The sequence below is a fragment of the Pseudomonas sp. S3_G06 genome (genome assembly GCF_054667565.1).
The window spans coordinates 4,162,473-4,184,145 of record NZ_CP162738.1 but is presented as its reverse complement, the minus strand read 5'-3'; the positions used below and the strand labels follow the sequence as shown (position 1 = coordinate 4,184,145).

21 protein-coding genes are annotated in these 21,673 nt (G+C 60.6%); 14 read left to right on the top strand and 7 right to left on the bottom strand.

Translation table 11 applies throughout. From position 1 onward, the window contains the following. Both AB4N47_RS18815 and AB4N47_RS18810 read right to left on the bottom strand, forming a co-directional pair. Window positions 1-525 (bottom strand): KdsC family phosphatase, encoded by a 525-nt coding sequence (locus AB4N47_RS18815; RefSeq protein ID WP_016771677.1) that lies wholly within the window; start codon window positions 523-525, stop codon window positions 1-3. Next, window positions 525-1,499 carry a KpsF/GutQ family sugar-phosphate isomerase gene (locus tag AB4N47_RS18810; protein WP_041477981.1) on the bottom strand — a complete coding sequence of 325 codons (975 nt, stop codon included), beginning with the start codon at window positions 1,497-1,499 and terminating at the stop codon, window positions 525-527. Before AB4N47_RS18810 ends, AB4N47_RS18815 begins: the two co-directional genes overlap by 1 nt. 272 nt (window positions 1,500-1,771) lie before the next feature. Between AB4N47_RS18810 and AB4N47_RS18805 the strand changes: the two genes are divergently transcribed. The 10 genes from AB4N47_RS18805 to hisC all read left to right on the top strand — a co-directional run bounded on the left by AB4N47_RS18805 (window position 1,772) and on the right by hisC (window position 9,739). Continuing rightward, window positions 1,772-2,581 (top strand): ATP-binding cassette domain-containing protein, encoded by an 810-nt coding sequence (locus tag AB4N47_RS18805; RefSeq protein WP_341639094.1) that lies wholly within the window; start codon window positions 1,772-1,774, stop codon window positions 2,579-2,581. Continuing rightward, window positions 2,581-3,378 (top strand): lipid asymmetry maintenance ABC transporter permease subunit MlaE, encoded by a 798-nt coding sequence (mlaE, locus tag AB4N47_RS18800; RefSeq protein WP_016771674.1) that lies wholly within the window; start codon window positions 2,581-2,583, stop codon window positions 3,376-3,378. The genes AB4N47_RS18805 and mlaE overlap by 1 nt, the downstream gene beginning before the upstream one ends. Next, window positions 3,378-3,845, top strand: a complete 468-nt coding sequence (mlaD, locus tag AB4N47_RS18795; protein ID WP_016771673.1) for an outer membrane lipid asymmetry maintenance protein MlaD — start codon at window positions 3,378-3,380, stop codon at window positions 3,843-3,845. The genes mlaE and mlaD overlap by 1 nt, the downstream gene beginning before the upstream one ends. 11 nt (window positions 3,846-3,856) lie before the next feature. Beyond that, window positions 3,857-4,510, top strand: a complete 654-nt coding sequence (locus AB4N47_RS18790; protein WP_110603726.1) for an MlaC/ttg2D family ABC transporter substrate-binding protein — start codon at window positions 3,857-3,859, stop codon at window positions 4,508-4,510. Beyond that, window positions 4,507-4,812, top strand: coding sequence for an STAS domain-containing protein (locus AB4N47_RS18785; RefSeq protein ID WP_130909585.1), 306 nt, complete (start codon window positions 4,507-4,509; stop codon window positions 4,810-4,812). The genes AB4N47_RS18790 and AB4N47_RS18785 overlap by 4 nt, the downstream gene beginning before the upstream one ends. 115 nt (window positions 4,813-4,927) lie before the next feature. Then, window positions 4,928-5,167, top strand: a complete 240-nt coding sequence (locus AB4N47_RS18780) for a BolA family protein (protein WP_137215495.1) — start codon at window positions 4,928-4,930, stop codon at window positions 5,165-5,167. Between the two features lie 22 nt (window positions 5,168-5,189). Then, the gene (gene murA, locus AB4N47_RS18775) at window positions 5,190-6,455 is read left to right on the top strand and encodes a UDP-N-acetylglucosamine 1-carboxyvinyltransferase (protein ID WP_016771669.1); all 1,266 of its coding nucleotides are present in this window, start codon (window positions 5,190-5,192) and stop codon (window positions 6,453-6,455) included. A 128-nt stretch (window positions 6,456-6,583) separates the two neighbouring features. Next, window positions 6,584-7,219: an ATP phosphoribosyltransferase gene (gene hisG, locus AB4N47_RS18770; protein ID WP_016771668.1), complete on the top strand. Its 636-nt coding sequence runs from the start codon at window positions 6,584-6,586 to the stop codon at window positions 7,217-7,219. Between the two features lie 126 nt (window positions 7,220-7,345). Further along, complete coding sequence (gene hisD, locus AB4N47_RS18765) at window positions 7,346-8,683, top strand: histidinol dehydrogenase (RefSeq protein WP_341639095.1); 1,338 nt, start codon at window positions 7,346-7,348, stop codon at window positions 8,681-8,683. A gap of 3 nt (window positions 8,684-8,686) precedes the next feature. Then, entirely contained in the window at window positions 8,687-9,739 is a 1,053-nt protein-coding gene (gene hisC / locus AB4N47_RS18760; RefSeq protein WP_341639096.1) for a histidinol-phosphate transaminase, read from the top strand. 193 nt (window positions 9,740-9,932) lie between these two features. Here hisC and AB4N47_RS18755 read toward each other — a convergent pair whose 3' ends face one another. The 3 genes from AB4N47_RS18755 to algW form a co-directional block, all read right to left on the bottom strand. Further along, window positions 9,933-10,652 carry a DUF4198 domain-containing protein gene (locus AB4N47_RS18755; protein WP_341639097.1) on the bottom strand — a complete coding sequence of 240 codons (720 nt, stop codon included), beginning with the start codon at window positions 10,650-10,652 and terminating at the stop codon, window positions 9,933-9,935. A gap of 12 nt (window positions 10,653-10,664) precedes the next feature. Further along, window positions 10,665-12,770 carry a TonB-dependent siderophore receptor gene (locus AB4N47_RS18750; RefSeq protein ID WP_341639098.1) on the bottom strand — a complete coding sequence of 702 codons (2,106 nt, stop codon included), beginning with the start codon at window positions 12,768-12,770 and terminating at the stop codon, window positions 10,665-10,667. A gap of 88 nt (window positions 12,771-12,858) precedes the next feature. Continuing rightward, complete coding sequence (gene algW, locus AB4N47_RS18745) at window positions 12,859-14,016, bottom strand: Do family serine endopeptidase AlgW (RefSeq protein ID WP_039759347.1); 1,158 nt, start codon at window positions 14,014-14,016, stop codon at window positions 12,859-12,861. A gap of 104 nt (window positions 14,017-14,120) precedes the next feature. Between algW and AB4N47_RS18740 the strand changes: the two genes are divergently transcribed. The 4 genes from AB4N47_RS18740 (at window position 14,121) to cysN (ending at window position 18,445) form a co-directional block, all read left to right on the top strand. Beyond that, window positions 14,121-14,879, top strand: coding sequence for a Nif3-like dinuclear metal center hexameric protein (locus tag AB4N47_RS18740; RefSeq protein WP_130901481.1), 759 nt, complete (start codon window positions 14,121-14,123; stop codon window positions 14,877-14,879). Window positions 14,880-15,129: 250 nt separating this feature from the next. After that, a complete protein-coding gene (gene cysD, locus AB4N47_RS18735; protein WP_016771664.1) occupies window positions 15,130-16,047 on the top strand; it encodes a sulfate adenylyltransferase subunit CysD in 918 nt (305 codons plus the stop codon). A gap of 104 nt (window positions 16,048-16,151) precedes the next feature. Next, a complete protein-coding gene (locus AB4N47_RS18730; protein WP_039759341.1) occupies window positions 16,152-16,493 on the top strand; it encodes a four helix bundle protein in 342 nt (113 codons plus the stop codon). A 53-nt stretch (window positions 16,494-16,546) separates the two neighbouring features. Then, window positions 16,547-18,445 (top strand): sulfate adenylyltransferase subunit CysN, encoded by a 1,899-nt coding sequence (gene cysN, locus AB4N47_RS18725; protein ID WP_122747700.1) that lies wholly within the window; start codon window positions 16,547-16,549, stop codon window positions 18,443-18,445. Window positions 18,446-18,662: 217 nt separating this feature from the next. On the opposite strand, the gene AB4N47_RS18720 is transcribed toward cysN, so the two are convergent. Then, window positions 18,663-19,568 (bottom strand): acyltransferase, encoded by a 906-nt coding sequence (locus AB4N47_RS18720; protein WP_341639099.1) that lies wholly within the window; start codon window positions 19,566-19,568, stop codon window positions 18,663-18,665. Next, window positions 19,569-21,668, bottom strand: a complete 2,100-nt coding sequence (pta, locus tag AB4N47_RS18715; protein WP_341639100.1) for a phosphate acetyltransferase — start codon at window positions 21,666-21,668, stop codon at window positions 19,569-19,571. It abuts the gene before it with no gap. Between the last annotated feature and the right edge of the window lie 5 nt (window positions 21,669-21,673).

The window sequence follows — 21,673 nt, the reverse complement described above, 5'->3', positions numbered from 1 at the left end:
TCACAGGTACGCGGCGTTGGCCGCTTCGAGGCGGCCCTGGGCGCGCAGGATCAATTCGCAGAATTCGCGGGCGGCACCTTCGCCGCCACGGGCGCGGGTAACGCCGTGGGCGTGTTCGCGGACGAAATCGGCAGCGTTGGCCACCGCCATGCCCAGCCCTACACGGCGGATCACCGGCAAGTCTGGCAGATCGTCACCGAGATAGGCGACTTCTTCATAGCTTAGGCCCAGTTGCGCGAGCAGACCGTCGAGTACCACCAGTTTGTCCTCGCGCCCCTGAAACAGATGCGGGATGCCGAGGTTCTTCGCGCGGCGCTCGACCACCGGGGTCTTGCGACCACTGATGATCGCCGTCTGCACGCCGGCATTCATCAACATTTTGATGCCTTGGCCGTCAAGGGTGTTGAAGGTCTTGAACTCGCTGCCGTCTTCGAGGAAGTACAGGCGCCCGTCGGTGAGCACACCGTCGACGTCGAATACTGCCAGTTTGATCGCTTTGCCGCGTTGCAGCAGATCGTTGCTCATTACATGACTCCTGCGCGCAGCAGATCGGAGAGGTTGAAGGCGCCGATCGGGCGATCCTCCTCGTCGACGACTACCAGGGCGTTGATTCGATGGTCTTCCATGATTTTCAGGGCTTCGGCGGCGAGCATGTCGGGCCGGGCGGTCTTGCCGTGTGCGGTCATCACCTGATCGATGGTGGCGCTGCGGATGTCGATGGCGCGATCCAGGGTGCGGCGCAAATCGCCGTCAGTGAAGATCCCGGCGAGCTTGCCATCGGCTTCAATAATAGCGGTCATGCCCAGACCCTTGCGGGTCATTTCCATCAGCGCGTCTTTGAGCAGGGTGCCGCGTTGTACTTGCGGCAGCTCTTGCCCGGCGTGCATGACGTTTTCGACTTTCAGCAACAGGCGACGGCCAAGGGCGCCGCCCGGATGCGAGAAGGCAAAATCTTCAGCGGTGAAACCACGCGCTTCCAGCAAGGCCACGGCCAGAGCGTCGCCCATGACCAGCGCGGCCGTGGTCGAAGAGGTCGGTGCCAGATTCAGCGGGCAGGCTTCGTGCTCGACATGCACATTGAGATTGACCTCGGCGGCCTTCGCCAATGGCGACTGCGGATTGCCGGTGACGCTGATCAACTGGATACCCAGGCGTTTGATCAATGGCAGCAGCGTTACGATTTCATTGGTCGAACCAGAGTTCGACAGGGCCAGAATCACGTCGTCGCGGGTGATCATGCCCATGTCGCCATGGCTGGCTTCGGCCGGATGCACGAAAAACGCCGGGGTGCCGGTGCTGGCCAGGGTGGCGGCGATCTTGTTGCCGACGTGCCCGGATTTGCCCATGCCGACTACGACCACGCGGCCCTTGCTGGCCAGAATCATCTCGCAAGCGCGTACGAAATCGGCGTCGATATGGGCCATCAAGCCTTGGACGGCTTCCACTTCGAGGCGGATGGTGCGTTGTGCCGATTGAATCAGGTCGCGGGTTTTGCTCATGTCAGAATCGTATGGGCCGATGAAAAGGCGGCGATTATAGCGGTTATGTGGCAAAGCCTCACGCAAGTTCGACGTGCTTTGTCATTACTGGTTACCAAAACCCTCTGAAACTCGCTCGGGCCCTCTTCAGTCGGCGATCTTGGCCGGGTTCTCGCTTGGGCGCTCAGCCTTTGCAGTGATATAGTTCGCCGCCAGTTCGGCCTGCCCGGGATGCAGGTGTTTCCGAGGAAAGTCTGGCATCCCAGTGAGAGGCTGCATCGCAAGGAGTTTAGATGAGTGCCGATAACGCCTACGCGGTCGAGCTGAAGGGAGTCTCCTTCAAGCGCGGTGCGCGGAGCATTTTCAATAACGTCGATATCCGCATCCCCCGCGGCAAGGTCACCGGCATCATGGGGCCTTCCGGCTGCGGCAAGACCACGCTGCTGCGCCTGATGGGCGCACAGTTGCGGCCGTCCAGCGGTGAAGTCTGGGTCAACGGGCAGAATCTGCCGACGCTGTCGCGCAGTGATCTGTTCGATGCGCGCAAGCACATGGGCGTGCTGTTTCAGAGCGGTGCGCTGTTCACTGACCTTGATGTGTTCGAGAACGTGGCCTTCCCGCTGCGGGTGCACACGCAACTGCCGGAAGACATGATCCGCGACATCGTCCTGCTCAAATTGCAGGCAGTGGGTCTGCGTGGCGCCATCGAGCTGATGCCGGACGAACTGTCCGGCGGCATGAAGCGCCGTGTTGCGCTGGCCCGGGCGATTGCCCTCGATCCGCAGATTCTCATGTACGACGAGCCCTTCGTGGGCCAGGACCCGATCGCCATGGGCGTGCTGGTGCGCCTGATCCGCCTGCTCAACGATGCCCTGGGCATCACCAGCATCGTGGTCTCGCACGATCTTGCAGAAACCGCGAGCATTGCCGACTACATCTATGTAGTGGGCGATGGTCAGGTGCTGGGCCAAGGCACACCGGATGAGCTGATGAATTCCGATGATCCGCGTATCCGCCAGTTCATGACCGGCGATCCCGATGGCCCGGTGCCGTACCATTTTCCAGCGTCGGATTACCGCGCAGATCTTCTGGGGAAGCGCTGATGCGCAGAATTTCATTGATGGAACGCGTGCGTCGGTTCGGCGAATCGGCGATCGACGCGGTCGCGGTGTTTGGTCGAGCGACCCTGTTCCTGTTTCACGCCCTGCTGGGCCGTGGCGGTATCAGCGGTGGTTTCGGCCTGTTGGTCAAGCAGCTGCATTCGGTCGGCGTCATGTCGCTGGTGATCATCGTGGTCTCCGGCATTTTCATCGGCATGGTCCTGGCGTTGCAGGGCTTCAGCATTCTTTCCAGCTATGGTTCAGAGCAGGCGGTGGGGCAGATGGTCGCCCTGACGTTGCTGCGTGAACTGGGGCCGGTGGTCACGGCGTTGCTGTTTGCCGGGCGCGCCGGTTCGGCGTTGACCGCCGAGATCGGCAACATGAAATCCACCGAGCAGTTGTCCAGCCTGGAAATGATCGGTGTCGATCCGCTCAAGTACATCATTGCCCCGCGCCTGTGGGCCGGCTTCATTTCCCTGCCGGTGCTGGCGATGATCTTCAGCGTCGTCGGCATCTGGGGCGGTTCGTGGGTCGCAGTCGACTGGCTGGGCGTTTATGAAGGCTCGTACTGGGCGAACATGCAGAACAGCGTGAATTTCACCAGTGACGTGCTCAATGGCGTGATCAAGAGTGTCGTTTTCGCCTTTGTGGTGACCTGGATCGCCGTATTCCAAGGCTATGACTGTGAGCCCACTTCCGAGGGGATCAGTCGTGCCACCACCAAGACCGTGGTGTTTGCCTCGCTGGCAGTGCTCGGCCTGGACTTTATTCTGACCGCTTTGATGTTTGGAGATTTCTGATGCAAAACCGCACCCTGGAAATCGGTGTCGGCCTGTTCCTGCTGGCAGGGATCCTGGCTTTGCTGCTGCTCGCCTTGCGCGTCAGCGGCCTGTCTCCGACTTCGTCCACCGACACTTACAAGTTGTATGCGTATTTCGACAATATCGCCGGTCTGACGGTCAGAGCCAAAGTGACCATGGCCGGTGTGACCATCGGCAAGGTCACCGCTATCGATCTGGATCGCGACAGCTTCACCGGTCGGGTCACGCTGCAAGTGGATAAAAAGGTCGACAACCTGCCGGTCGATTCCACAGCGTCTATCCTCACCGCGGGTCTGCTGGGCGAGAAATACATCGGTATCAGCGTCGGCGGCGAAGACACCCAGTTGAAAGACGGTGGAACCATCCACGACACGCAGTCGTCACTGGTACTGGAAGACCTGATCGGTAAATTCCTGCTCAATACCGTTAGCAAAGACGCCAAATGAGGAGCTTTTGAATGATCTCTATCTTGCGACGTGGCCTGTTGGTGTTGCTCGCGGCCCTGCCGTTGATGGCTAACGCTGCACCGGGGCAATCGGCTCATGACCTGATTCAGGACACCACGAACCGGATGCTTGCCGATTTGCAGGCGAACAAAGAGAAGTACAAGCAGGATCCGCAGGATTTCTATGCGGCGCTGAACAACATTGTCGGTCCGGTGGTGGATGCCGAGGGCATCTCCAAAAGCATCATGACCGTGAAGTATTCGCGCAAGGCCACGCCTGAGCAGATGCAGCGCTTTCAGGAAAACTTCAAGCGCGGTCTGTTCCAGTTCTACGGCAACGCTCTGCTGGAATACAACAACCAGGGCATCACGGTTGACCCGGCCAAAGACGAATCGGGCGAGCGCACCAGCGTCAATATGACCGTCAAGGGCAGCAATGGCGCGATCTATCCGGTGCAGTACACGCTTGAGAAGATCAGCGGCGAGTGGAAACTGCGCAACGTGATCATCAATGGCATCAACATTGGCAAGCTGTTCCGTGACCAGTTCGCCGACGCCATGCAGCGCAATGGCAACGATCTGGACAAGACCATCGATGGCTGGGCCGGTGAAGTCGCCAAGGCCAAGCAGGAAACCGACAAAGCCGCCGCGAAGCCAGCGCAATGAGTGAGGCGGCAGTTCGCATGAGTGATGTCGACGAGCTGGTGCTCAGCGGCGTGCTGGATTACCGCACCGGGCCTGAGCTGCGCAAGGAAGGGCAGGCGCTGATCAAGTCGAGCAAGGCGTCGGCGCTGGTCATCGATTGTTCGGCGGTGCAGAAGTCCAGCAGCGTCGGCCTGTCGTTGCTGCTGTGCTTCATGCGTGATGCTCAGGCGGCCGGCAAGGCCGTCAGCATCCGCGCGATGCCCGAAGACATGCGCGAAATCGCTCAGGTCAGCGAGTTGACCGAGCTGTTGGCGCACCCCTGAACCCTCATCTATAAAGAAGCCCCCCGTCAGAGTCCTGCGTTGCGGGGTTCGCAGGCGCGGGGCTTTTTTGTATGATGTCCGACCCGTGCGCACAGGGCGCCGATTGAGGTTGAGCATGCAGGCCGTAGAAGTGAAGAGCTTCCTTGAAGGAAAGCTGCCAGGAACGCTGGTAGAAGTTGAAGGCGAAGGCTGCAACTTCCAGCTGAACGTGATCAGCGATGAACTGGCGGCGTTGAGCCCGGTGAAGCGTCAGCAGCAGGTCTATGCCCATTTGAACCCATGGATCGTCGATGGCAGCATCCATGCGGTCACTATGAAATTTTTCAGCAGCACGGCCTGGGCCGAGCGCACCTGAGCCCTAGGGCGTCGAGATACTAATGGATAAATTGATTATTACCGGTGGCGCTCGTCTCGATGGCGAGATCCGCATTTCCGGCGCGAAGAACTCCGCCCTGCCGATTTTGGCCGCGACCTTGCTGTGCGATGGCCCGGTCACCGTTGGCAACCTGCCGCACCTGCACGACATCACCACCATGATCGAGCTGTTCGGGCGCATGGGCATCGAGCCGGTGATCGACGAGAAGCTCAGCGTCGAAATCGACCCGCGCACCATCAAGACCCTGATCGCCCCGTACGAACTGGTGAAAACCATGCGTGCGTCGATCCTGGTACTGGGCCCGATGGTCGCGCGTTTCGGTGAAGCCGAAGTCGCACTGCCTGGTGGTTGCGCCATCGGTTCGCGTCCGGTCGACCTGCACATTCGCGGTCTGGAAGCCATGGGCGCGGTCATCGACGTCGAAGGCGGCTACATCAAGGCCAAGGCACCTGAAGGTGGCTTGCGCGGCGCGCACTTCTTCTTCGACACCGTCAGCGTGACCGGTACCGAAAACATCATGATGGCCGCTGCTCTGGCCAAGGGCCGCAGCGTGTTGCAGAACGCCGCGCGCGAGCCTGAAGTAGTCGACCTGGCGAACTTCCTCAATGCCATGGGCGCCAAGGTTTCCGGTGCTGGCACCGACACCATCACCATTGATGGCGTCGAGCGTCTGGGTTCGGCGTTCTACAAGGTCATGCCTGACCGTATCGAAACCGGCACCTACCTGGTCGCCGCTGCCGTCACCGGTGGTCGCGTCAAGGTCAAGGACACCGATCCGACCATCCTCGAAGCGGTGCTGGAAAAGCTGCGTGAAGCCGGTGCGGAAATCACCTGCGGTGAAGACTGGATCGAGCTGAACATGCACGGCAAGCGCCCGAAAGCGGTCAACGTGCGCACTGCGCCGTACCCGGCGTTCCCGACCGACATGCAGGCCCAGTTCATCTCGCTCAACGCCATTGCCGAAGGCACTGGTGCGGTGATCGAGACGATCTTCGAAAACCGTTTCATGCACGTGTACGAACTGCACCGCATGGGCGCGCACATCCAGGTTGAAGGCAACACCGCCATCGTCACCGGTATCGAGAAGCTCAAGGGCGCGCCAGTCATGGCCACCGACCTGCGCGCGTCGGCCAGCCTGGTGATCTCGGCGCTGGTTGCCGAAGGCGACACGCTGATCGACCGCATCTACCACATCGACCGTGGTTACGAGTGCATCGAAGAAAAACTGCAAATGCTGGGTGCCAAGATCCGCCGCGTTCCGGGCTGATCGCTGCATCGGGACACAGGGACGTGTCCACTGAATTCGTTTTGAGTCGAGGGTGTACGCACCCTCGATGTGTGTCCGGCGCCGATTGCGACCGGGCATGAGTACCTTGATAAGGACTGACGTTTCCCATGTTGACCATCGCACTGTCCAAGGGCCGCATCCTTGACGACACCCTGCCGCTTCTCGCTGAAGCGGGCATCGTGCCGACCGAGAATCCGGACAAGAGCCGCAAGCTGATCATTCCCACGACCCAGGACGACGTGCGTCTGCTGATCGTGCGTGCCACCGACGTGCCGACCTATGTCGAGCATGGCGCGGCCGACCTCGGCGTCGCCGGTAAGGACGTGCTGATGGAATACAGCGGCCAGGGCCTGTACGAGCCGCTGGACCTGCAGATCGCCCAGTGCAAGCTGATGACCGCCGGCAAGATCGGCGCGGCCGAGCCCAAGGGCCGTCTGCGCGTGGCGACCAAGTTCGTCAACGTTGCCAAGCGTTATTACGCCGAGCAGGGCCGTCAGGTCGACATCATCAAGCTGTACGGTTCGATGGAGCTGGCGCCGCTGATCGGGCTGGCCGACAAGATCATCGACGTGGTCGACACCGGCAACACCCTGCGCGCCAACGGCCTGGAGCCACAGGAACTGATCGCCACGATCAGCTCGCGTCTGGTGGTCAACAAGGCTTCGATGAAAATGCAGCACGCCCGAATCCAGGCGTTGATCGACACCCTGCGCAACGCAGTGGAATCGCGACACCGCGGCTGATCTACCAGCGCGGCCCGAGGCCGCGCCGTCTATCCGCCTCATAGCCAGAATTCTCAGGTGCCCAAGCGGATCGAATGCTAGTTTCGGGCGCCTGAGTTTTTTGCCAATTCCTATGAGGCTCTCGCTATGACCGCAACCACTGCAATTCGCCGACTCAACGCTGCTGACCCGGATTTCGCGCATCATCTGGATCATCTGCTGAGCTGGGAAAGTGTGTCTGACGACTCGGTCAATCAGCGCGTGCTGGACATCATCAAGGCTGTGCGCGAGCGCGGTGACGCGGCGCTGGTCGAATTCACCCAGAAGTTCGACGGTCTCGAAGTCACCTCGATGGCCGACCTGATCCTGCCGCGCGAGCGCCTTGAACTGGCCCTGACCCGCATCACTGTGCCGCAACGCGAGGCCTTGGAAAAAGCCGCCGCCCGCGTGCGCAGCTATCACGAAAAACAGAAGCAGGATTCTTGGAGCTACACCGAGGCTGACGGCACAGTGCTGGGCCAGAAGGTCACGCCACTGGATCGCGCAGGCCTTTACGTGCCGGGCGGCAAGGCCTCGTATCCGTCGTCGGTATTGATGAACGCGATTCCGGCCAAGGTGGCCGGCGTGACCGAAGTAGTCATGGTCGTGCCAACCCCGCGCGGTGAAATCAACGAGCTGGTGCTGGCCGCTGCCTGCATCGCCGGTGTCGACCGCGTGTTCACCATCGGCGGCGCGCAAGCAGTTGCCGCCCTGGCTTACGGCACCGAAAGCGTGCCGCGTGTCGACAAGGTTGTCGGCCCGGGCAACATCTATGTGGCCACGGCCAAGCGTCATGTGTTCGGTCAGGTCGGCATCGACATGATCGCCGGCCCTTCGGAAATTCTCGTGGTCTGCGACGGCCAGACCGATCCGGACTGGATTGCCATGGACCTGTTCTCTCAGGCCGAGCACGACGAAGACGCGCAAGCGATTCTGGTCAGCCCGGACGCCGAGTTCCTCGACAAGGTGGCCGCGAGCATCGACAAACTGCTGCCGACCATGGACCGCGCGACCATCATCGAAACTTCGATCAATGGCCGTGGTGCGCTGATTCAGGTGAGCGACATGGCCCAGGCCATCGAAGTCGCCAACCGCATCGCCCCGGAACACCTGGAATTGTCGGTCGCCGATCCACAGGCCTGGCTGCCGCAGATTCGCCACGCCGGTGCGATCTTCATGGGCCGCCACACCTCCGAAGCGTTGGGCGATTACTGCGCCGGCCCGAACCACGTGTTGCCGACTTCCGGCACCGCGCGCTTCTCCTCGCCGCTGGGCGTCTACGACTTCCAGAAGCGCTCGTCGATCATCTTCTGCTCCGAGACCGGCGCTTCCGAGCTGGGCAAAACAGCATCGGTACTGGCCCGTGGTGAATCGCTGAGCGCCCACGCACGCAGCGCCGAATACCGCATCAAAGACCAAGACTTTCTGAAAGGGCAGGGGAACTGAGCGATGAGTAAATTCTGGAGCCCGTTCGTCAAGGATCTGGTGCCCTACGTGCCGGGCGAACAGCCGAAGCTGACCAAACTGGTCAAGCTCAATACCAACGAAAATCCGTATGGCCCGTCGCCAAAAGCGCTCGCGGCGATGCAAGCCGAGCTCAACGACAACCTGCGCCTGTATCCGGACCCGAACAGTGATCTGCTGAAAAGCGCCGTGGCCGAATATTACGGCGTGCAAACCAGTCAGGTGTTCCTCGGCAACGGTTCGGACGAAGTGCTTGCGCACATCTTCCACGGCTTGCTGCAACACGATCAGCCGCTGCTGTTCCCGGACATCAGCTACAGCTTCTATCCGGTTTACTGCGGTCTGTACGGCATTGAATTCGACGCGGTGCCGCTGGATGCGCAGTTCCAGATCAACCCGGCCGATTACGCCAAACCGAATGGCGGGATCATTTTCCCCAACCCGAACGCCCCGACCGGGTGCCTGCTGGCGCTGGACGCGGTCGAGCAAATCCTCAAGGCCAGTCCTGATTCGGTCGTAGTCGTGGATGAGGCGTACATCGACTTCGGCGGCGAGACGGCGATCAGTCTGGTGGACCGCTATCCGAATCTGCTGGTGACGCAGACGCTGTCCAAGTCACGCTCGCTGGCCGGCCTGCGTGTCGGTCTGGCAGTAGGGCATCCGGACCTGATCGAAGCGCTGGAGCGGATCAAGAACAGCTTCAACTCCTATCCGCTGGATCGTCTGGCGATTGTCGGCGCGGCGGCGGCTTTTGCAGACCGCGAGTATTTCGACAAGACCTGTCGTCAGGTGATCGAAAGTCGCGAATGGGTGGTGGCGCAGTTGCAGGCTAAAGGCTTTGAAGTGCTGCCGTCGGCGGCCAACTTCATCTTCGCTCGCCACCCGCAGCATGACGCGGCGGGCCTGGCGGCCAAGCTGCGCGAGCAGGGCGTGATCGTGCGGCACTTCAAGCAGGAACGGATTGCGCAGTTCTTGCGGATCTCGATTGGCACGCCGGAGCAGAATCAGGCGTTGATTGATGGGCTTGGCGACCTTTAAAAGCAAAAGCCCCTCACCCTAGCCCTCTCCCAGAAGGAGAGGGGACTGAATGGGGAATATTGCAGAGGTTCACCGACTTGAACGATTTGTATTGAATCCATAATCAACTCGGTCTTTCAGGTCGATGTATCCCGCAAGACAACTCGGTCGGCTCCCTCTCCCTCTGGGAGAGGGCTGGGGTGAGGGTGTGCTTTTATTCGTGATGCGGCTCGCCCAAGAAAGTCAGCGAACTGAACAACCCACGACTGTCCACATCCACACTGTCCTTCACCGGCACTTCAACCTGCGCCGCAATCACATTCAACCCTTCGTTACGCACCAGCACCTGCGCACGCCCATCCTTGTCGGTCTCGGTGCTCAGGGTGTTTGGCGCGCTGCGATAGTCGCCATACAACTTCACCCCCGCCGCCGGTTTGCCATCGAGCAGCACCCGCACCGGTAACGATTTACCCGGCCCGACCGTCAGCGGATCGACCTCCGGCAGGATCAGCAGTTTGATCTGGTCAAGCTTCGGCAACTTCGCCCCCGGCTGATAGATCGCCAGACTGTACTTGAACGTCTGCGTGGCCTCGGTGGCGCCGGGCACTTTGCTGCGTCCTTCGTTGATCCACTTCTTGTCCGCCGTCTGCGACCACATGCCATTGTTCAGCGCCACGGCCATCACCGCCGGCGGCTTCAACGGTTTCAGCCGGGCATGATCGGCCAGGCGCTCGACGCTGACCGGGATCATTTTGCCGCTTGCGTCATAAGCCCAGGCACCGCTGATTTTCTGCGCCTTGAAGGCGTTGTCTTCAGCGCCGTGACCGTAGACCACTTCGATGTTGCCGCGTCGCTCCTCTGTCCACAGGCCGTGCGCCGACACCTGACCGGTGAACAGCGCAGCGATGAGCAGAAGGGATTTGCCGTAGTGCATGGTGACGTCCTTTTACAGGTTGAGTGTCAGGCTGACAGTGAAATTGCGTGGCTCGCCGGGGTTGACCCAGTAGTTGCTGTAGGAGCGCTCGTAATATTTCTCGTCGAAGATGTTGTTCAGGTTGAGGCCGAGCGTGACGTTGTCGCTGGCCTTGTAATGCGCGAGCAAGTCGACGGTCTGGTAGGCCGGCAATTCGAAGTCGCTGCCGGATTCGCCCGAGCGATCGCCGACGTAGGTGAACGCTGCACCGACGTCTGAACCGCGCAGTCGGCCATCCTGAAATTCATAAACACCCAGCAGACTGCCGCTGCGTTTAGCCACGCCGAGGATGCGGCTGCCGGTAGGAATGGTCGCGTCGCCCTTGGTCACCTCGGCGTCGATGTAGGCGAAGGCGCCGATGACCCGCACTGCGTCGGTCACCTGGCCGCTCACTTGCCAATCGAAACCCTGACTGCGCGCCTTGCCCATGGCGCGGCTGGTGTCGGTGCCCGGATCGAGGGCGAGAACGTTTTCCTTGTCGATGTGGAAGAAGGCGAGGGTGCTGCTCACGCGCTCATCGAACAGTTCGTTCTTGATCCCCACTTCGTAACCGACGCCTTCTTCCGGGTCGAAGGATTTGCCGGAGGCATCCAGGCCGTTGTTCGGTTTGAACGAGGTCGAGGCATTGGCGAACAGGCCGGTGTTCGGCGTGAGCTGATAGAGCAGGCCGGCGCGTTGAGTCAGTGCGTCGTGGCGCTGCTGGCTTTTGGCGTTGCGGCTGTGATCGTCGATGCGCTGATCGAAATGCTCGAAGCGCGCGCCGACCATGCCGCGCAGCTTGTCGGTGAAAATGATCTGGTCCTGCAGGTTCAGCGCATGACTTTCGACGTGTTCGAAGAAGTCGGTGCCCGAGCGTGCGCCGTTGGGTTTCGGCTGGCCGTAGACCGGCTTATAGATGTCGATGGCGTAGGGGCCGCCAGCAATGGTGGTGACGCGTTCGTCCTTGCGGTAATTCTCGTACTCGGTGCCGATCAGCAATTCATGCTGCCACGGCCCGAGGTCGAACAGACCGCGCAGTTCCAGTTGGGTGATGCTGTCGTGCCAACTCGTATCGCGTTCGCGCAAGCGGCGATTGACCGTGTGGCCGTCGGCGTTCAGCGGTCGTGCTTCGGAAGCGTCGCCCCAGAGCTTGCCTTCCTTGTAGTGGCTGGCCAGACGCAGCTTCCAGCTGTCGTTCAGATGGTGCTCAAGGGCGGCCTGGAGCAGGTTGTTATGGTTGTCGATGTTGCCGTCGTTGGGCTCGCCCAAGAACGTCGAGCGCGATACGCCGCTCCACTTGTTGTTCGGCGCCACCACGCCACGATCGAACGTCAAGTTGTGACGGACGATTTCGCTTTCCACCAGCAGCGAGGTGTCCGGGTTCAACTGCCAACTGATCGAAGGCGCGACGAATACCCGCTGGCTGTCGACGTGGTCGCGAAAGCTGTTGTTGTCTTCTACCGCGAGGTTGACACGCGAGAGCACATTGCCCTGATCATCGAGGGGCGTGTTGACGTCCAGCGCGGTGCGATAGCGATCCCAACTGCCGGCGCTGGTTTGCACAGTGGTGAACGCTTCGGGCTGCGGCTTCTTGGTGACGATGTTCACCGTGCCGCCGGGATCACCCCGGCCGTACAGGCTGGCGGCCGGGCCCTTGAGCACTTCGATGCGCTCGATGTTGGCCGCATCTGGCGTGCTCGGGTAGCCGCGATTGGCGCTGAAACCGTCCTTGTAGAACTCGGACGTGGTGAAGCCGCGCACGCTGTATTCGTACAGGGTCAGGCCGCCGAAGTTGTTCTGCTTCGATACGCCGCCGGCAAAATCCAGCGCGCGTTCAACGCTGGTGCTGCCCAGATCCGAGAGCACACTGGCCGGAACGACGCTGATGGCTTGTGGGATATCGCGAATCGCCGTGTCGGTTTTGGTCGCACTGGCCGAGCGAGTCGCGCGATAACCGCTGACCGGGCCGGTGGGGGATTCATAGTCGGAAGTGACGCTGATGGCTTCCAGCTCAACGGGCTGCGGCTCATCGGCGAAGGCGGGATCGCAGAGCAAACCCAGAGTCAGGCCCAACAGCGAGGCCTTTTTGCGAGACGACATGTTATGTTGTTCCAATTGCTAGAATTGAAACAATATAACATGCCTGTTGAGAATGTCTGTTATTCGCGCCACTGGCGCGAAAACATTTTTACTCTTCTTTTTCTTTCACCGGTGCCGGCGGTGGACGCAGGCCGATTTCAGCGGTCAGCTTCAGCTCCTTGCCGTTGCGCATGACCTGAATCGTCACCTTGTCGGTCGGCTTGATCCGCGCCACCTGGTTCATCGAGCGGCGACCATCGCCGGCCGGCTCGCCATCGATGCTCAGAATCACATCGCCCAGTTGCAGGCCGGCTTTCTGCGCCGGGCCGTCACGGAAGATCCCCGCGACGACAATCCCCGGGCGCCCGGACAAGCCAAACGACTCCGCCAGTTCCTGAGTCAGCGGTTGTACTTCGATGCCCAGCCAGCCACGAATCACCTGGCCGTGCTCGATGATCGACTTCATCACTTCCATCGCCAGTTTCACCGGGATGGCAAAACCGATGCCTTGCGAGCCGCCGGATTTGGAAAAGATCGCCGTGTTGATACCGGTGAGGTTGCCGTTGGCGTCGACCAGCGCACCGCCGGAGTTGCCCGGGTTGATCGCCGCATCGGTCTGGATGAAGTCTTCGTAGTTGTTCAGGCCCAACTGATTACGGCCGGTGGCGCTGATGATGCCCATGGTCACGGTCTGGCCGACGCCGAACGGGTTGCCGATGGCCAGCGCAACGTCGCCGATGCGAATGCTGTCGGAGCGGCCGACGGTGATCGCCGGGAGGTTTTTCAGGTCGATTTTAAGGACAGCGAGGTCGGTTTCCGGATCGCTGCCGATCACGCGGGCCAGCGTCTCGCGACCATCCTTGAGCGCCACGACGATCTGGTCGGCGCCGCTGGTGACGTGGTTGTTGGTGAGGATGTAGCCTTCCGGGCTCATGATCACCCCGGAACCGAGGCTCGATTCCATGCGCTTCTGTTTCGGCGAATTGTCACCGAAGAAGCGGCGGAACTGCGGATCCTCGAACAAGGGATGCGCCGGTTTGTTGATGACCTTGGTGGTGTACAGGTTGACCACCGACGGCGCGGCGATGCTCACTGCATCCGCATAGGACACCGGCCCCTGCTGCACGATCGTGGTCTGAGGGGCCTGTTGCAGATTGACGTCGAGGCTCGGCAGCCCGACCCACTCGGGGTAACGCTGAATAATCAACAGAGCGATAAGCACACCGGCCAACAGCGGCCAGCCAAAAAAACGCAGCGCCTTGAGCATTAAGCACGTTCCTGGAAAGGTTGCAGGCGAGGTCAGACCGCCCATAATGTCGCGCATTATACGAGGCCGCGCGCGCCTCTGAACGGGATATTTAGGAGTCTTTCATGGCCGTTGCCCTCAGCACCCTCGTCGAAGAAGCCGACCGTTACCTGGGCAGTGCGAAAATTGCCGATTATTGCCCCAACGGATTACAGGTCGAAGGCCGCCCGCAGGTGATGCGCATCGTCAGTGGCGTCACCGCCAGCCAGGCGTTGCTCGATGCCGCCGTCGAAGCCGAGGCCGACCTGATCCTGGTCCACCACGGTTATTTCTGGAAAGGCGAAAATCCTTGCGTCACCGGTATGAAACAGCGCCGCTTGAAAACCCTGCTCAAGCACGACATCAGTCTGCTCGCCTATCACCTGCCGCTGGATCTGCACCCGGACGTCGGCAACAACGTGCAACTGGCGCGTCAACTCGACATCACTGTCGAAGGGCCGCTCGACCCGAGCAATCCGAAAGTCGTCGGGCTGGTCGGTTCGCTGAATGAGCCAATGACTGCGCGGGATTTCGCGCGCAAGGTGCAGGAAGTCATGGGCCGCGAGCCGCTGCTGATCGAAGGCAGCGGCATGATCCGCCGTGTCGGCTGGTGCACCGGCGGTGGCCAGGGTTATATCGATCAGGGCGTGGCGGCGGGTGTCGACCTGTTCATCAGTGGCGAGGCCTCCGAGCAGACTTTCCACAGCGCCCGGGAGAACGACATCAGCTTCATCGCCGCTGGCCACCACGCCACCGAACGCTACGGCGTGCAGGCGCTGGGTGAGTATCTGGCGAAGCGCTTTGCCCTTGAGCACATCTTCATCGACATCCCGAACCCGATCTGAGCTCACCGCAAACTCCTGTGGGAGCGAGCCTGCTTGCGAAGGCCTCAGACCTTCGATACAAAGGTGCCTGACAATCCGCTTTCGCGAGCAGGCTCGCTCCCACATTCGGCCCTGACGGGCCGAACTGGCAGGCATATTCATATACCCTTTCGATCTAGTTGGCGTCCTGATTAGAAGAGGTCGCTGTGCTAGGATTCCTCGCTCGAACACGGCCCGCTGGCCGTTCATAAGAAAGCTTTCGTGAGTAGCCATGGTCGACAAACTGACGCATCTGAAACAGCTGGAGGCGGAAAGCATCCACATCATCCGCGAGGTGGCCGCCGAGTTCGATAACCCGGTGATGCTGTACTCCATCGGTAAAGACTCCGCCGTGATGCTGCACCTGGCACGCAAGGCGTTCTTCCCGGGCAAACTGCCGTTTCCGGTGATGCACGTCGACACCCGCTGGAAATTCCAGGAAATGTACAAGTTCCGCGACAAGATGGTCGAAGACTTGGGCCTGGACCTGATCACCCACATCAACCCCGATGGCGTGGCGCAGAACATCAACCCGTTCACCCACGGCAGCGCCAAGCACACCGACATCATGAAAACCGAAGGCCTGAAACAGGCACTCGACAAGCATGGTTTCGATGCAGCGTTCGGAGGCGCCCGTCGCGATGAAGAGAAATCCCGCGCCAAAGAGCGCGTGTACTCGTTCCGCGACAGCAAGCACCGCTGGGACCCGAAAAACCAGCGTCCAGAGCTCTGGAATGTCTACAACGGCAAGGTCAACAAGGGCGAATCCATTCGTGTATTCCCGTTGTCGAACTGGACCGAGCTGGACATCTGGCAGTACATCTATCTCGAAGGCATCCCGATTGTGCCGCTGTACTTCGCCGCCGAACGCGAAGTGATCGAGAAAAACGGCACGCTGATCATGATCGACGACGAGCGCATCCTCGAGCACCTGTCCGATGAAGACAAAGCGCGCATCGTGAAAAAGAAAGTGCGGTTCCGCACCCTTGGCTGCTACCCGTTGACGGGCGCGGTGGAGTCCGAGGCCGAAAGCCTGACGGACATCATTCAGGAAATGCTCCTGACGCGAACTTCCGAGCGCCAGGGCCGGGTCATCGACCACGATGGCGCAGGCTCGATGGAAGACAAAAAACGTCAAGGTTACTTTTAAGCTTCGAGTTACAAGCGGCAAGCTGCAAGTTAAAGGCGGTATGAGTAGCTTTGCAGTTTGGCGCTTGCAGCCGGTTGCTGCGGGCCGGAATCGGATGACTCGTAATGGATTTCGAGAGACTGGTTGTATGGCAGCGAAGCAAATGTCTGGCGGTGAGGATTTTCAAAGAGTTTGCGCGGTGCGGGGATTTTGGATTCAAGGATCAGATCACCCGTTCTGCACTTTCAGTGCCTTCCAATATCGCTGAAGGCATGGAGCGTCGGAGTTGCAAAGAAAAGGTTCATTTTCTTTGGATTGCGAAAGCTTCTTGTGGAGAGCTGCGCACCCAGATCCTGATAGGCCGAGATATCGCTTACATCGCAGAACCACTGGCTGAAAATTGGATTATGGAGACCCGAGAGCTTTCTAGGATGCTGGTTGGGTTGATCAACAAAATTTCTGACTAGCTGTACGCCGACAAGCTTGCCGCTTGAAGCTTACAGCTCGGAGCTTGAATGCAATGAGCCACGCATCTGATTTGATCAGCGAGGACATCCTCGCCTACCTGGGCCAGCACGAACGTAAAGAGCTGCTGCGCTTTTTGACCTGCGGTAACGTCGACGACGGCAAGAGCACCCTGATCGGGCGCCTGCTGCACGACTCGAAAATGATCTACGAAGATCACCTCGAAGCGATCACCCGCGATTCGAAGAAGGTCGGCACCACCGGTGACGACATCGATCTGGCGTTGCTGGTCGACGGTCTGCAGGCCGAGCGTGAGCAGGGCATCACCATTGATGTCGCCTACCGCTATTTCTCCACCGCCAAGCGCAAATTCATCATCGCCGACACCCCCGGCCATGAGCAGTACACCCGCAACATGGCCACCGGTGCGTCCACCTGTGACCTGGCGATCATTCTGGTCGACGCCCGTTACGGCGTGCAGACCCAGACCCGTCGCCACAGCTTCATCGCCTCCCTGCTGGGCATCAAACACATCGTCGTCGCCATCAACAAGATGGACTTGAAGGACTTCGACGAAGGCGTGTTCGAGTCGATCAAGGCCGACTACCTGAAGTTCGCCGAAGGCTTGAAGATGAAGCCGACCAGCATGCACTTCGTGCCGATGTCTGCCCTCAAGGGCGACAACGTGGTGAACAAGTCCGAGCGCTCGCCGTGGTACACCGGCCAGTCGCTGATGGAAATCCTCGAGACTGTGGAAGTGGCGGGCGATCGCAACTTCACCGATCTGCGTTTCCCGGTGCAGTACGTCAACCGTCCGAACCTGAACTTCCGTGGTTTCGCCGGCACCCTGGCCAGCGGCATTGTGCACAAGGGCGACGAAGTCGTGGTGCTGCCGTCGGGCAAGAGCAGCCGGGTGAAGTCCATCGTCACTTTCGAAGGTGAGCTGGAACACGCCGGTCCCGGTCAGGCGGTAACGCTGACCATGGAAGACGAAATCGATATCTCCCGTGGCGACCTGTTGGTGCATGCCGACAACGTGCCACCGGTCACCGACAGCTTCGAAGCGATGCTGGTGTGGATGGCTGAAGAGCCGATGCTGCCGGGCAAGAAATACGACATCAAACGCGCCACCAGTTACGTGCCGGGCTCGATCGCCAGCATCGTCAACAAGGTCGACGTCAACACGTTGGAAGAAGGCCCGGCGAGCGCGTTGCAGCTCAACGAAATCGGCAAGGTGAAGATCGCGCTCGACGCGCCGATTGCCCTCGACGGTTACGAAAGCAACCGCACCACCGGCGCATTCATCGTCATCGATCGCCTGACCAACGGCACCGTTGGCGCCGGCATGATCGTCGCTCAGCCAGTGGCCCATGGCACCGCCACCCACCACGGCAAATTGGCCCACGTGGCGACCGAAGAACGTGCTCAGCGCTTCGGCCAGCAACCGGCCACGGTTCTGTTCAGCGGCTTGTCCGGCGCGGGCAAAAGCACCCTGGCGTATGCGGTCGAACGCAAGCTGTTCGACATGGGTCGCGCGGTGTTTGTCCTCGATGGCCAGAACCTGCGTCAGGACCTGAACAAGGGGCTGCCGCAGGATCGCGCCGGGCGTACCGAGAACTGGCGTCGAGCCGCCCACGTGGCGCGTCAGTTCAACGAGGCGGGGCTGCTGACATTGGCCGCGTTCGTTGCGCCGAGTGCCGAAGGTCGCGAGCAGGCCAAGGAACTGATCGGCAAGGATCGCTTGCTGACGGTCTATGTGCAGGCCTCGCCGACCGTGTGCGCCGAGCGTGATCCGCAAGGTCTGTACGCCGCTGGCGGCGACAATATCCCGGGCGAGTCCTTCCCGTACGATGTGCCGCTCAATGCCGATCTGGTGATCGACACGCAGTCGCTGAGCCTGGAAGAAAGCGTCAAGCAAGTGCTGGAGCTGTTGCGTCAGCGTGGCGCGATCTAAGGCAGAAGCAGCTGCAAGCTTCTAGCTGCAAGCGGCAAGCGGCAAGCGGCAAGCTGCAAGAAAAAGCCCGCCGATGAGTGATCATCGGCGGGTTTTTTATTTCAGAGCGCTGCAATTAAAACTGTGGGAGCGAGCCTGCTCGCGAAAGCTTTATCTCATTCAACATCTTTGTATGCTGATCCACCGCTTTCGCGAGCAGGCTCGCTCCCACAGGGGGTTATTGGCGACCTGGAAATTCGCGGTGCATCTGTTCGAGCAACGCATCCTTGTCCAGCCACAGCTGATTGATCCAGCCCTGAAACTGCAAGCGGTAGTCGCCGTCCTGATCGTAGTTCTTGCCGATGAAGGCTGGCGGAATCTTCAGCTCTTCAAAGTGCACCACCACATCGCGCACATTGCCGCAGAGCAAGTCCCAGAATCCCGGACGCCCGGCCGGATAATGAATCGTCACGTTGACGATCGACTCCAGCTGTTCGCCCATCGCATCCAGCACAAAGGCGATCCCGCCGGCCTTGGGCTTGAGCAGGTATTTGAACGGTGACTGCTGCTGCGCATGCTTGCCTTCGGTGAAGCGTGTGCCTTCGACGAAGTTGAAAATCCCCACCGGGTTATGGCGGAATTTCGCGCAGGTCTTGCGCGTGGTTTCCAGGTCCTTGCCTTTTTTCTCCGGGTGTTTTTCCAGATACGCCTTGGAGTAGCGCTTCATGAACGGAAAGCCCAGCGCCCACCAGGCCAGCCCGATTACCGGCACCCAGATCAGCTCCTGCTTGAGGAAGAACTTCAGCGGCTGAATCTTGCGGTTGAGCACGTATTGCAGCACCAGAATATCCACCCAGCTCTGGTGGTTGCTGGTGATCAGGTACGAGTGCTGATAGTCGAGGCCTTGCAGACCGCTGAGGTGCCAGCGGGTGCGCCGTACCAGATTCATCCAGCCTTTGTTATTGCTGATCCACGCCTCGTGGGTGTGGCTCATCAGCCAACCGGCGATGCGCTGGGTAAAGGCAAACGGCAAAGCCTTGACCAGCGCCACGCAGAACAGGAACGAGCAGAGCAGAATCGTGTTGAGCGCCAACAACAGCGAGGCGATCACGCCGCGCAACGGTGCAGGGAGAAAGTCCAGCATTTACACATCCATAGGTCGGTTGGCGGCTTGAATCGCGGTGAGCGCGATGGTGTAGACGATGTCATCGACTTGCGCGCCGCGCGGCAGGTCGTTCACCGGTTTGCGCAGGCCTTGCAGCATCGGCCCGAGGCTGACGCAATCGGCGCTGCGTTGCACGGCTTTGTGCGTGGTGTTGCCGGTGTTCAGATCGGGGAACACGAATACCGTGGCACGCCCGGCGACCTGACTGTTCGGCGCCAGTTGTCGGGCAACTTCGGCGTTGGCGGCGGCGTCGTATTGCAGCGGGCCGTCGATCAGCAACGAGTGCTGTTGCTCGTGGGCGAGCAGGGTCGCCTCGCGGACTTTTTCGACTTCTTCGCCCCGGGCCGATTCGCCGCTCGAGTAGCTGATCATTGCCACGCGTGGGGTAATGCCGAACGCGGCGGCGGAGTCAGCGCTTTGCAAGGCGATCTCGGCCAGTTCGCTGGCGCTTGGGTGTGGGTTCATGACGCAGTCGCCGTAGACCAGCACTTGCTCCGCAAACAACATGAAAAACACCGACGATACGAGGGTGCAGCCCGGCGCGGTCTTGATCAGTTGCAGGGCCGGGCGAATGGTATTGGCGGTGGTGTTGATCACACCGGACACCAGCCCATCGACCTCGTCCAGCGCCAGCATCATGGTGCCGATCACCACGGTGTCTTCCAGTTGCTGCTCGGCCATCGGTGCGTTGAGGCTTTTGCTTTTGCGCAGGGCCACCATCGGCTCGACGTAGCGCTCGCGGATATGGTCCGGGTCAAGGATTTCCAGACCCGGCGGCAGCACGATGCCTTGGGCGCGGGCGACCGCTTCGACGTCTTCGGGCTTGGCCAACAGCACGCAGCGGGCGATCCCGCGTTCCTGACAGATTGCCGCCGCTTGCACGGTGAACGGCTCGCTGCCTTCGGGCAAGACGATACGCTTGTTCGCCGCTTGCGCGCGCTGGATCAATTGATAGCGGAACACCGCCGGCGACAGGCGCATCTCCCGAGGCGTACCGCAGCGCTGATGCAGCCAGTTGGCGTCGAGGTGGCTGGCGACGAAATCGGTGATGATCTCCGCGCGCTCGCGGTCATCGATCGGAATTTCCTTGTTCAGGCCATTGAGCAGATTGGCGGTGTCGTACGAGCCGGTGCTCACCGACAACACCGGCAAACCGGCCTGCAACGCGCCCCGGCACAGATCCATGATGCGCGGGTCGGGCAGGGTGTCGCTGGTCAGCAGCAGGCCGGCCAGCGGCACACCGTTGATCGCCGCGAGGCTGACGGCGAGGATGATGTCGTCGCGATCGCCCGGGGTCACCACCAGCACGCCGGGCTTGAGCAGCTCGACGGTGTTGCGCATGGTTCGTGCGCAAATGATGATTTTGCTCATGCGCCGGGTTTCGTAGTCTCCCGCGTTGAGCACTTGCGCACCCATCAGGTCGGCGACGTCGCGGGTGCGCGGCGCATTGAGTTCCGGCTGAAACGGGATGCAGCCAAGCAAGCGGAAATCACCGCTGCGCAGCAACGGCGAATGCTCTTTCAGGCGTGTGGCGAAGGCGTCCATGCTCTCGTCGGTCTTGACCTTGTTGAGGATCACCCCGAGGACCTTCGGGTCCTTCGGGCCGCCGAATAATTGCGCTTGAAGCTCGACGCGGCCAGAAAGCTCGGCGAGCACTTCGTTTTCCGGCGCCGAGACCAGAATCACCTCGGCATCCAGGCTCTTGGCCAGATGCAGATTGACCCGCGCGGCGTAACTGGCGCTGCGGGTCGGCACCATGCCTTCGACCACCAGCACGTCTTTGCCGACCGCCGCTTGCTGATACAGGGCGATGATTTCTTCGAGCAGTTCGTCGAGCTGACCGTCGCCGAGCATGCGTTCGACGTGCGCCAGCCCCAACGGTTGTGGCGGTTTCAGGCCGTGGGTGCGCGCCACCAGTTCGGTGGATCGCTCAGGGCCGGTGTCGCCCGGGTGCGGCTGGGCGATCGGTTTGAAGAAGCCGACTTTGAGACCGGCGCGTTCAAGCGTGCGCACCAGCCCGAGGCTGATGGAGGTCAGACCCACGCCAAAATCGGTGGGGGCGATAAAAAAAGTTTGCATGGGAA